We start from the raw sequence: 11,699 nt of genomic DNA on the forward strand, positions 1-11,699 counted from the left end.
ACGGAGTATCCCCCAAAAGAGCTTTTAAGAAGGTTGTTTCAGATGTTGGATGGCGTATTGCAGGGCATAACCATAGCCGCGCGCGCCAAGGCCGCAGATGACGCCAACGGCGACATCGGAGAAATAGGAATGGTGACGGAAGCTTTCCCGCGCGTGGACATTCGACAGATGCACTTCCACAAAGGGGATCTTCACCGCCAGCAGCGCATCGCGCAGGGCCACGGACGTGTGGGTGAACGCGGCGGGATTGATGATGATGAACGCGGTTCCGTCCTGGCCGGCCGCCTGGATGCGATCCACCAGCACGCCTTCGTGATTGCTTTGCAGGGCTTCGAGGGAGTGGCCGTCCATCTGCGCCTGGATCATCAGGTTGGCGTTGATGTCCTGCAAGGTGGCGGAGCCGTAGATGCCGGGTTCGCGTGAGCCCAGCATGTTGAGATTGGGGCCGTGGATCAGGAGAATGCGGGCCATAAACTATCCGTGGTGATGGATGACGGCTAACTGTCGCCTTATGAGCGGCAGATAACGAAATTTAGCAATGTTTTGCCGGTTTTTGCCGCAAGATACCTAAAGTGCCGCTGCATGGCAATGAACGCAAGCAAGGTTTGTGAGGGGTTTGTGTGATATGAACGGATTTTGGGGCGGCATCAGACGGGCCATGTGCCTGGTTCCGGCGGTGGCCGGTGCGGCGGAGACGGAATCCAGGCAGATTACGCTGCCGTCGGTCGTGATCGATTATTCCGGTGAGGCCGTGACGATTTTCCGCATGCAGGGCATGCTGGCGGCGGAAGGATTGCTGGTGATTGCGGCGCTGGTGCTGGCGGCGAGATTGTGGGCGATGCGGCGCAAGGTGTCCGGCGAAGGGGCGGTGGCGGCGTCACGGGTGTCGATGGTATGGACGCTGTTCTTTCTGCTGTTGGGGGCGATGATGGCCCTGGCCGGATTGCGGGTCTGGGTTTTCCTGCGGGTGTTTCACTAGGCCAAAAATCGCTCGGTCGGATTCCCGACGCCGGGCTTTCCCTTGCTATGATCCAAAACAACAATGCGGCAAAGAAGCCATGACCACGACAACAACCCGAACCATTTGCCCCTTCTGCGGCGTCGGCTGCGGCATGGGCCTGCGTGTTGAGGATAGCCGCGTCATTGCCGTTGAACCGGCGCCGAACCATCCGGTCAGCCACGGTCAATTGTGCGCCAAGGGCTGGAATGCCGCCTTCGGCGTCGATCCCGCCCAGCGCCTGACCCAACCTTATCGCCGCGAAGGTGAAGTTTTCGTGCCGGTGGACTGGGAGGAGGCGCTGGACGATATCGCCGCCCGCCTCAAGGATTTCCGCGATAACGATGGTCCCGATAGTCTGGGCGTGATCAGCTGCGCCCGCGCCACCAATGAAGACAATTACGCCGCCCAGAAATTCGCGCGGGTGGCGCTGCGCTCCCCGAATATTGATCACTGCGCCCGCATCTGCCACAGCCCCTCCGTTGCCGGGCTGGCGCAGACGCTGGGCTCGGGCGCCATGACCAACAGCCTGGCCGATGTCGAGCAGGCCGACCTGATCGTGGTCTGGGGCGCCGATCCCACCGAGAACCACGCCATCTTCGGCGGCCGCATCCTCAAAGCCAAGCTCAACGGCGCGAAGCTGGTGGTGGTCGACCCGCGCCAGTCGCGGCTGGCGAAGCTGGCCGACCTGCATCTGCCGCTGACGCTGGGCAGCAACATCGCGCTGGCCAACGGCCTGCTGCACCTGATCTTCCGCGAGGGCTGGGAGGCAAAGGACTTCCTGAGCGCCCGCGTCGATAACGTCGAGGCGCTGAAAGCGCACGTCGCCGCCTGCACCCCGGAACTTACGGCGCGCATCACAGGCATTGATCCTGACACCTTGCGGCGTTTTGCCGACCTGTACGCGCATTCGCCCGCCGCCTTCCTCTGTTACGGCATGGGCATCACCCAGTTCGCCAGCGGCACCAGTAATGTCATTGCGTTGTCGAACCTGGTGCTGGCCTGCGGCCAGATCGGCAAGCCGGGTGCGGGCATCAACCCCCTGCGCGGCCAGAACAACGTGCAGGGCGCTTGCGACATGGGCTGCCTGCCCAATGTCTATCCCGGCTACCAGCCGGTGGCGGACGCGGCGGTGCGGGAAAAGTTCGCCCAGGCCTGGGGCTCGCCGCAACCGGAGAAACCGGGCATGACCTCGTTGGCGATGATGCACGGCGCGCGCGACGGCGCGATGCGGGCGATGATCATTGCCGGGGAAGACCCGGCGCTGACTGATCCCGACCAGACCGAGGTCGCCCGCGCCCTGAAGAAACTGGACCTGCTGGTGGTGCTGGAAATGCACCTGACCGAGACGGCGAAGCTGGCCGATTACATCCTGCCGGTGGCTGCCTTCGCCGAGAAGGACGGTACTTTCAGCAACTGCGAGCGCCGCGTGCAGCGGGTGCGCAAGGCCGTTGAGCCGCCTGCCGAGTGCAGGACCGACTGGCAGATTTTCGGCGAACTGGCGCGGCGCATGGGCGTGGCTGGGCTGGATTGGCAGAACGCGGAGGCGGTTTTCGACGAGATGTGCGGCCTGATGCCGATCTTTTCCGCTATGACTTATGGCCGCCTCGACGAGCATCAGGGTCTGCAATGGCCCTGCAACACCGAGCATCCCGAAGGATCACCCATACTTCATCAGGAACGTTTTCCGTTGCAGGCCAGCGGCCGCGCGCGCCTGGTTTGCGTCGATGCGGTGGAACCGGCGGAAATGCCCGATGCCGAGTACCCGCTGGCCTTCACCACCCAGCGCCTGCACTTCCATTACGGCGGCGGTTCCATGACGCGCTGCGCACCGGTGCTGGAGCGGGAAACGCCGCTGGGCCTGCTGTTCATGCATCCCGCTGACGCCGCCGATCTGGGGTTGGGCCAACACTCGCCGGTGCGGGTCTTCTCGCGCCGGGGCGAGGTGGATACCCGCGTCGAGCTGGCCCCGGAACTGCCGGTGGGTACAGTCAGCATGCCGTACCACTTCCACGAAGCGCCCTGCAACCGGCTGACCAATACCGCGCAGGACCCGGTGACGAAAATGCCGGAGCTCAAAGCCTGCGCCGTGCGCGTGGAAAAGCGGGAGGAGGCATGAAAACGGTTTTTATCGACACCTTGGCGGATTTTCGCGGCTTTATCGCGGTGGATCGCGTCCTGATCGAGCCGGTGCGCGAGACGGACGGCGTGGTGCGCTGGGCGGAGTCGTCGCCGCAGCGCGATGTGGAAACGTTTGACGGCGTGCCGCTGTCCTCGCTGAAGCCTTTTTTCTTTGCCGAGCGCGAGACGGTGTTTGTGTTCGACGGCACCCATTTCCGCAGCCGCTTGCCGGAGGTGCCGCCCCGGGTGTTTTTCGGGGTGAAGGCTTGCGATGCCGCCGCGCTGGCGGTGCAGGACCGTTTTTTTGCCGAAGATGCGCTGTATCAGGCGCGCCGGAAGTCGGCGCTGGTGGTGGCGGTCGATTGCGTGTCGCCTTGCGCGGGCGGGTTTTGTCCCCTCACCGACTCCGGGCCGCTGGTGCGCGAAGGGGCCGATCTGGTGCTGACGCCGGTGACGGCGGGCTGGCAATTGGCGGCGCTGACCCAATTGGGGGAAACGGTGCTGACTGCCTTCCAGGCAGCGACCCAAACCGTCAGGACACTGGAGGCGGACAGCGCGGCGCAAACCCGGCAGGCCGTGGGCGATGCCTGCATCGCCGCCTTCGGGGACTTGTCTGCACTAGCAGCCGGGTTGACCCGCATCCAGGCGGGCGGGGTGACCACGGAAATTTGGGAAACGCTGGCAATCCAATGTCTGAGCTGTTCCGGCTGCGTCAATCTCTGCCCCAGCTGCTCCTGTTTCACCGCCTTTGATGTCGGCCAGCCCCAGGGCATCGTCCGCGAACGGGTGTGGGACGCCTGTCTCTACGACGGTTTCCAGCGCGAGGCCAGCGGCCATCATCCGTCGCCGACGCCGGGCGCACGCACCGCGCGTTACTGGTTCCATAAATTTTCGCCGCACTTCATCCCGCAGCAGGGGCGACTGGGCTGCACCGGCTGCGGCCGCTGCGACGCCGTGTGTCCCGGCGTGATTGGCGCGAAGGCGGTGCTGACGAGGGCAGGGGCATGCTGAGTCTGGTTCCTGAAGTGGCGACACTGCTGGCGCGCTATGACGATGGTGAGGACGCGCTGCACCTGCGCTTCCGGCTGGAGGACGGCGCGCGCTGGACAGCCCGGCCCGGCCAGTTCTTCATGCTGAGCATTCCCGGTCTGGGGGAGGCGGCCTTCACCTTTGTCAGCCTGCCGGATGCACAGGGCTGCTTCACGGCGCTGGTGCGTCAGGTCGGCAAGCTGACGGAGGCTTTGCAGGATTTGCCGTTGGGCACCTTTGTCGGGGTGCGCGGGCCGGTGGGGCAGCCTTGGCCGGAACTTGCGGACCAGACTGTGCTGGTGGTGGCGGGTGGCTGCGGCCTGGCGCCGTTGTCGGCGTGGCTGGGTCAGCGGCTGGCGAACGGGCAAGCCGGACGCACCGCCTTGCTCTACAGCGCCCGCAGCGAAGACAGCCGCATTCTGGCGAAAGAACGCGATGCGTGGCGGCAGGCGGGCTTGCCGTTGAGCCTGCCGGTGGATGATCCCGCCTGGCACACCCCGCAGGAGTTGACCCAAGCCACCGGCTCGCGTCTGGATGCGGCGCTGGCCTTGCTGCCGTCCTTCCCCGACGCCGTGCTGTGCTGCGGCCCGGAAGCGATGATGCTGGGTGTCGGCGACCTGCTCGAAAAACGGGGCCTGTCCCCGAGCGCCTTCTGGCTGTCGCTGGAACGGCGCATGCATTGCGGCGTCGGCCTGTGCGGGCACTGCTATGTCGGCAGCAGCCTGATCTGCCGCGAGGGCCCGACGCTGACGCTGGCGCGCACGCGGGAACTGCTGGCACAACAGGTGGCCACCCGGCCCGCCTGGGTCAGTTGCTGACCGTATGGGCGAGTCCGTATCGCTGAAGCGCACGATTACCCTGCCGCAAATGGTGCTCTATGGTCTGGGCACCACCATCGGCGCGGGCATCTACGCGCTGGTGGGGGAGCTGGCGCGGGTGTCGGGCATGCTGGCCCCGGCCGCCTTCCTGTTCGCCGCCATCCTTGCCGGGTTCACCGCCTTGTCCTTCGCCGAACTGTCCGGCCGCTATCCGCGCGCCGCCGGGGCGTCACTGTATATCCGTGAAGGGTTCGGCTCGGAAAAACTGTCGGTGGCGGCGGGACTGATGATGGTGCTGGCCGGACTGGTCTCGGCCTCGGCGCTGGTCAACGGCTTCTCCGGCTACTTCGAAACCCTGACCGGCCTGCCGCGCACACCCTCGATCCTGCTGATCACGCTGCTGCTGGGGCTGGTGGCGGCCTGGGGTATTGCCGAATCGGTGCTGATCGCCACCGCCATCACGGTGATTGAGGTTGGCGGTCTGGTATGGCTGATCGTCGCGGGTAGCGGCCATCTGGCCGAACTGCCCTCGCGCTGGCCGGAGCTGCTGCCCGCGTTCAGCCTGAACGGCCTCGCCCCGATCTACGCCGGAGCCTTGCTGGCCTTCTTCGCCTTCCTCGGCTTTGAAGACATGGTCGATGTGGCCGAGGAAGTGAAAGACGTCAAGCACACCCTGCCATTGGCCATCGTGCTGACACTGATCATCACCACCGTTCTCTATCTATTGATCATGGTCATGGCCGTACTGGCGCTGTCGCCCGGCGAACTCGCCGCCAGCCGCGCCCCGATGGCCACGCTCTACAGCCACTACACCGGCCGCGAACCGATGCTGATGTCGCTGATCGGCATGTTCGCCATCATCAACGGCGGCCTGATCCAGATCATCATGGCCTCGCGGGTGCTATACGGCCTTTCCTCACGCGGCCTGCTGCCCAAACGACTCGCGCGAATTCACCCGCGCACGCAGACCCCGCTGCGCGCCACCGCCGTCGCCGTCCTGATCGTCCTGACGCTCGCCCTCACCGGACGCCTCGCCGGCCTCGCCGCCATCACCTCCGTCATCATGCTCACCCTGTTCTCCGGCGTAAACCTCGCCCTGTGGCGTATCAAGCAACGCCACCCGCACGCCGAAGGCGTCATGATCTTCCCCCGCTGGATGTCATTGATCGCCGCCATCATCAGCCTGGGCCTGGTTATCCTGGAAATCGCCAACTGGCTGTAAATCAGTAACAAACGCCGTCCGCAGCCAACTGTCCGAGCCACATGCCTCAGGCAGAATCAAAAACACCGCCGGACTTGGCGGTGCTGAACATAGGGGAAAGTGAGCGAGTTTTGGCGAAGGACACGGTTTTTGCCTTCTTTTTGCCAAGACAAAAAGAAGGGCCCGCGGCAGGCGGATGAAGGATTTCACCCTAAAAGCCCTATCAAACAAAGGTCTGGTGCCGGGCTGAAGCCCGACCTACAACGACCGGCATGGCTCAGGCAATAAAACTCAACACCAACCCGATCAATCCCCCCACCAACGTCCCATTCACCCGAATCATCTGCAAATCCGGCCCGATCGCCTTCTCGATCTCCCGCACCATCTTCTCCGACTCCCACGCCCGCACCTGATCACTCACAAAACGCATGATCGCATCCGCGTATTCCTCGGTCACAAAGCAGGTCGCATCGACAATGCCCTTGTTCAGGTCCTGCTGGAACTGGCCATCCTTCGCCAGATTGCGCCCCAGCATCATCAACGCATCCTTCACGCTTTCCAGGATGGTCGGCTTCACCGAATTCAGATCCTTCTGGATCGCCTCACGGATGCTGATGACGATGCTGGTGAAAAACTTCACCACATCCGGATTGTTGACCATCTCGTCCTTGAAGGCGTTCAACCGCCGCGACTCCGGCGAATCGACGCTGAGCACGCCGATGTAGTACTTGGCCGACTCGTCCAGTTGCAGGCGGAAAGGGTGGTGGGGATCCTGGCGGATGTCGTGGATGACATTGATCAGGCTGTCGATAATGCGCTGCTCCACGTTCAGCGCCGCATTCATCCCCGACTTCATCTGTTCCACGGCGCGCTTGGTTTCCGGCTTGGCGAAGGCGGTCAGCCCGCCCACCAGCAGCGACAGCGCCCCTTGGGCATCGGTGTTCAGCGAGGTACGGATCTTGCTCAGCACCGGCCCGATCAGCGCGTCGATCACCGGCGCCAACAGTTCCTGCGCCTTTTCCGGGTGGCGGCGCAGCCAGTCGTCCATGCGTTCCAGCCCGAACTGGAAGGCCTGCTGGTGGTTGCCGTTGTTGAACACCGCTTGCAGGAATTGCGCGGTCAGCGTATTGGCGGACGAGGCGCGGATCCAGTCGACCACATTGCGCTGCACGAAATTTTCCACGGCGGGGTGGCGGAAGAACTGCAGGATGCGCGGCGCGATCAGCCCGATCTCACGCGACAACTTCTCCGCATTCGCTTCTTTCTCCAGCCAGGACGCCATCTGCCCGGCGACGTTGTTCTGGGTGAAGCTTTGGCGGATGGCGGCCGAGGTCAGGAAATTCTGCTGCACGAACAGGCCAATGGTGTCGGCGATGCGGTCCTTGTTCTCGGTGATGATGGCGGTGTGCGGAATGGGCAGGTTGAACGGCTTGCGGAAGATGGCGGTGACGGCGAACCAGTCCGCCAGCCCCCCGACCAGCGCTGCTTCGAAAGCCATCTTCACGTGCGGCATGGCGGCGGCGTAGGCGGGAAAGGCATTGGCCAGCGGGTGCTGCACCAGCAGGCCGCCAACGGCGGTGACCAGCACGAAGTTGGCGAGATTCTGGCGTTTTTCAAGCGTGGGTTGGGGCATGTCGGGGCCGTCATTGGTTGTTATGGAGACGATCTGTTATTTTTAGCAGGAATTGTCCGGCAATGGAGTGGTCAACATGACATCAACCGTGGTTTATCTGGCCATCCTGGCGGTTGCCGCCTTCTACGGCGTCAATGTCTACAACGCGCTGGTTTCGTTGCGCAACCAGTACAGCAATGCTTTTGCGCAGATCGACGTGCAGTTGCAACGCCGTTATGAACTGATCCCCAACCTGGTCGAGGCGGCGAAAGCCTATCTTTCCCATGAAAAGGATACCCTGTCGGCGGTCATCGCCGCCCGCAACCAGGCCGCCGGACTGGAAAAAGCGCTGGCGGGCAATGCCGGCAATGCCGACGCCATGGCGAAATTCGCGCAGGCCGAAGGCGTGCTGAACGGCGCGCTGGGGCGATTGCTGGCCGTTTCCGAGTCCTACCCCGACCTCAAGGCCGACGCGACCATTGCTGATCTGATGGAGGAGCTGAAGTCAACGGAGAACCGGGTCGGCTTCGCCCGCCAGGCCTTCAACGACGCTGTCATGGCCTACAACATCCGCCGCGAGCAGTTCCCGGATAATGTGGTGGCCGGGCTGTGCGCCTTTCATCGGGCTTCGCTCCTGGAAATCCCGAATGTTGAAGCCCGTGAGCCGGTCCGTATCCGGATGACCTGAGTCCATGGACTTTTTCTCGCGCCAGGAATCCGCCCGGCGCGCCACGGCGCGGATGCTGGTGTACATGGTCGTTACCGTACTGCTGTTGTTCGCGGCGGTCAATCTGGTGCTGTACGGATGCCTGTGGCTGGTGGGGCATCACGCCCTGAGCCGGTCGGTCTGGTGGTGGCACCAGTGGACGCCGCAGGCGATTCTGGGAACCTTCCTGCTGGTGGCGGGGGGAAGCCTGCTGGAGTGGTTTCGGCTGCGGGACGGTGGCCGGACAGTGGCTGAAATGATGGGTGCGATCCCTGTCGATTACGCCACCCGCGACCTGGCCGAGCGGCAGTTGCTGAATATCACCGAGGAAATGGCGATTGCCTCCGGCCTGCCGGTTCCGTCCGTGCATGTCATGAAGCAGGAAAGCGGCATCAACGCCTTCGTTGCCGGTCTGATACCGGAGAAAACCGTGCTGGTGGTGACGCGCGGCGCGTTGGACCATCTCAATCGCGATGAGTTGCAAGGTGTGGTCGCCCATGAATTCAGCCATATCCTGAACGGCGACACCCGATTGAACATGCGTCTGCTGGCGGCGCTGTCCGGCATTCTGGCCATCGGCCAGCTGGGCGGCTTCCTGATGCGGTCGCTGACCGGCGGCTACGATGGCCGCCAGACCCGCAACCCGGTCACCATTGTCTGGATTTTCGGGCTGGCGCTCTGGCTGGTCGGCTGGCTCGGATTGCTGCAGGGGAGGCTGATCAAGGCGGCAGTCTCGCGTGAACGGGAAATCCTGGCGGATGCTTCCGGCCTGCAATTCACCCGCAATCCCGAGGGGCTGGCCGGGGCCTTGTGGAAAATCCGTGAACAGGGTTCCTGGCTGTCGGGCCTGCATGCCGAGGAAATCAGTCACCTGTGCTTCGGGGAAAGCCTGAACATGCAGCGCTGGCTGGCCACCCATCCGCCGATTGACGAGCGCATCGAGGCGCTTTATCCGGGCTATCTGGCGCGCATGCGCCAGCGTCAGAAGAACCCGCGCCCCGCTGCACCCACCGCGCCGACGCCGCCTTCCTGGAACCCCGAAGGAACGCTGGGCTTTGCTTCCACCACAGGGCGCTTTGCCGCGCCGGACAAGCCGTTGTTCGCTTCGCCCTCGCCCGATGAGCCGATCCCGTTCGACGGCGTCTTCAGCAGCGGCGGCCTGGTCGGACGCATCGGTGAGCTGCGCATGGAGGATCTGGAGTCCGCGACCTGGCTGCATCGCCAGTTGCCGGTGGAAGTGACGCGCGCGCTGCAAACAGGGACCGGCGCCAAGGCGGTGCTGTACGCCCTGATTGCCCGTTTCCAGCCGATGGAGCCCGCGCGCCTGCGGGCCTTGCTGGCCGACCGGGCCTCCTTTGCCAGCTGGGTGGAGCAGGTGGGCGGGCAGATGCAGTCGCTGGATGCCCGTTTCGCCTTGCCGGTCGTGGAGTTATGCCTGCCACGGCTTGCGTTGTCCGATGCCGGGGAGGTGACCGGCCTGCTGGCCGAGCTGAACGTCCTGGCCATGGATAACGACCATCTTTCGGTGTTCGAGTTCGCCTTGCTGAAACGCGTGGAGCAGCACCTGCGTCCGAAACCGCCGCTCATGCAGCGTCATGCTCTGGAAAGCCGGCTGCAGCCGGTCGCGGTATTGCTGCACAGCCTGCTCGCCTTCAGCAGCCATGATGAGGCCGCGATTGCCAGGCACCACCATCAGTTGATGTCGGAACTGTGTCCGTCTCCTCCAGCCATTCCCGATCACGGCTTGCCCCCGCTGGAGGCTCTGGACAAGGCTCTTCACCAGTTACGGTCACTGAATCCCGACGGCAAGCGACGCCTGCTGGACCTGTGCGCCCGCGCGGTTGAGAGCGACGGCATCCTGCATATCCGCGAGTATGAACTGCTGCGGGTGATCGCTGGTTTGCTGGACTGTCCGGTGCCATTGTTACAAGGTGTGATACATGAATGAATTATCTGTTGCCAGCCATGTAAAAAGAGTGTCTAATGGCTCGTACCGTTGAAGCTGCAACTGTGTCGCCTGATGTTCGCTGATGTCTGGCCGTTGTTGAAGTGTGTTAAGCGGATTTCCAGTAAACATCAGAGGATTCATTCCATGTCCAATCGCGAACAAGGCACCGTCAAGTGGTTCAATGACACCAAGGGTTTCGGTTTCATCCAGCGTCAAGCCGGTGAAGACGTTTTCGTCCATTTCCGCGCTATCCGCGGCGACGGCCACCGCACCCTGCGTGACGGCCAGAAGGTCGAATTCACCGTGGTGAAGGGCCAGAAGGGCTTCCAGGCTGAAGACGTCCGCGCTATCGACTGATAGCAGCGACGCTTGCGTCCTGTCAAAAAAGGCTTCCGTCAGGAAGCCTTTTTTATTGGGCGTGATTTCATCCCGCCGTCAAAATAAGCGGTTTGACCACGATCAAACCAAGCGCTTGTCGGGCTATGATCCGGAAAATCCTTTCCGACACCGGATCCTGTCATGGCCAAAGAACGCTATTACGAACCCGCCCCTGATCACATTGATGTCGCCGAATTCCGCAAGGTCGTCGACAGCCGCCGTTCTGTCCGCAAGTTTACCGACAAGCCCATTCCCGCCGATGTGCTGAACGATTGCCTGGATATGGCGTTGCTGGCGCCGAACTCGTCCAACCTGCAGCAGTGGGAATTCTATGTGGTCAAGTCGCCGGACAAGAAAGCGAAACTGGTGGAAGCCTGCCTGAACCAGAATGCCGCCGGGACTGCGGCAGAACTGATCGTGATTGTGGCGCGGACCACGTCCTGGCGTGAACATGCCCGGATGACGCTGGAGCAATGGCCGCAGCCGACCGTTCCCAAGATTGTGCAGGATTACTACGGTCGTCTGGCGCTGTTCTATTACTCCCAGGGCCCGTTGGGCAGTTGGGGGCTGGTGAAGCGCGGTATTGCGCAAGTGGCGGGCCTGTTCAAGCCGGTGCCGCGCGGGCCGTTCAGCGCTACGGACATGAAGGTGTGGGCGGCCAAGAGTGTGTCGCTGGCGTCCGAGAACCTGATGCTGGCCTTGCGGGCGCACGGATTCGACTCCTGCCCGATGGAAGGATTTGATGAGGTTCGGGTGAAGCGGCTGCTGAAACTGCCGAAGGATGCCTTTGTGGTGATGGTGCTGGGCGCGGGTGAGCGGGCGAAGGACGGCGTCTATTATCCGCGCCTGCGTTTTGACCGCAGGCGCTTTGTGCACGAGGTTTGAGCCG

The 11,699-nt window shown here is 63.1% G+C and carries 11 protein-coding genes; 9 read left to right on the top strand and 2 right to left on the bottom strand.

Annotation, left to right across the window (positions count from 1 at the left end; translation table 11 throughout):
* Window positions 1-24: 24 nt before the first annotated feature.
* Window positions 25-471 carry a type II 3-dehydroquinate dehydratase gene (gene aroQ / locus EV700_RS15240; RefSeq protein ID WP_130415377.1) on the bottom strand — a complete coding sequence of 149 codons (447 nt, stop codon included), beginning with the start codon at window positions 469-471 and terminating at the stop codon, window positions 25-27.
* Between the two features lie 187 nt (window positions 472-658).
* On the opposite strand from aroQ, the gene EV700_RS15245 reads away from it, so the two are divergent.
* From EV700_RS15245 to EV700_RS15265, 5 genes are all read left to right on the top strand, one after another.
* Window positions 659-979 carry a hypothetical protein gene (locus EV700_RS15245; protein WP_130415379.1) on the top strand — a complete coding sequence of 107 codons (321 nt, stop codon included), beginning with the start codon at window positions 659-661 and terminating at the stop codon, window positions 977-979.
* A 79-nt stretch (window positions 980-1,058) separates the two neighbouring features.
* Window positions 1,059-3,116 carry a formate dehydrogenase subunit alpha gene (gene fdhF / locus EV700_RS15250; RefSeq protein ID WP_130415381.1) on the top strand — a complete coding sequence of 686 codons (2,058 nt, stop codon included), beginning with the start codon at window positions 1,059-1,061 and terminating at the stop codon, window positions 3,114-3,116.
* Window positions 3,113-4,129: a 4Fe-4S dicluster domain-containing protein gene (locus EV700_RS15255; RefSeq protein WP_130415383.1), complete on the top strand. Its 1,017-nt coding sequence runs from the start codon at window positions 3,113-3,115 to the stop codon at window positions 4,127-4,129. Before fdhF ends, EV700_RS15255 begins: the two co-directional genes overlap by 4 nt.
* Complete coding sequence (locus EV700_RS15260; protein WP_130415385.1) at window positions 4,123-4,965, top strand: iron-sulfur cluster-binding protein; 843 nt, start codon at window positions 4,123-4,125, stop codon at window positions 4,963-4,965. Before EV700_RS15255 ends, EV700_RS15260 begins: the two co-directional genes overlap by 7 nt.
* Before the next feature lie 4 nt (window positions 4,966-4,969).
* Window positions 4,970-6,187, top strand: a complete 1,218-nt coding sequence (locus EV700_RS15265; protein WP_130415387.1) for an APC family permease — start codon at window positions 4,970-4,972, stop codon at window positions 6,185-6,187.
* A gap of 256 nt (window positions 6,188-6,443) precedes the next feature.
* Here the strand turns inward: EV700_RS15265 and EV700_RS15270 are convergent, their stop codons facing one another.
* Window positions 6,444-7,799, bottom strand: a complete 1,356-nt coding sequence (locus EV700_RS15270) for a DUF445 domain-containing protein (protein WP_130415389.1) — start codon at window positions 7,797-7,799, stop codon at window positions 6,444-6,446.
* Window positions 7,800-7,875: 76 nt separating this feature from the next.
* On the opposite strand from EV700_RS15270, the gene EV700_RS15275 reads away from it, so the two are divergent.
* The 4 genes from EV700_RS15275 to EV700_RS15290 all read left to right on the top strand — a co-directional run bounded on the left by EV700_RS15275 (window position 7,876) and on the right by EV700_RS15290 (window position 11,695).
* On the top strand, window positions 7,876-8,466 hold the full coding sequence (locus EV700_RS15275; RefSeq protein ID WP_130415391.1) for a LemA family protein: 591 nt from the start codon (window positions 7,876-7,878) through the stop codon (window positions 8,464-8,466).
* 4 nt (window positions 8,467-8,470) lie between these two features.
* Window positions 8,471-10,432 (top strand): M48 family metalloprotease, encoded by a 1,962-nt coding sequence (locus tag EV700_RS15280; protein ID WP_130415393.1) that lies wholly within the window; start codon window positions 8,471-8,473, stop codon window positions 10,430-10,432.
* 144 nt (window positions 10,433-10,576) lie between these two features.
* Window positions 10,577-10,789 (top strand): cold-shock protein, encoded by a 213-nt coding sequence (locus EV700_RS15285; RefSeq protein ID WP_130415395.1) that lies wholly within the window; start codon window positions 10,577-10,579, stop codon window positions 10,787-10,789.
* Between the two features lie 162 nt (window positions 10,790-10,951).
* Window positions 10,952-11,695 carry a nitroreductase family protein gene (locus tag EV700_RS15290; RefSeq protein ID WP_130415397.1) on the top strand — a complete coding sequence of 248 codons (744 nt, stop codon included), beginning with the start codon at window positions 10,952-10,954 and terminating at the stop codon, window positions 11,693-11,695.
* Window positions 11,696-11,699: the final 4 nt, after the last annotated feature.

Origin of the sequence: Fluviicoccus keumensis (genome assembly GCF_004217445.1) — a bacterium.
Classification (GTDB): domain Bacteria; phylum Pseudomonadota; class Gammaproteobacteria; order Pseudomonadales; family Moraxellaceae; genus Fluviicoccus; species Fluviicoccus keumensis.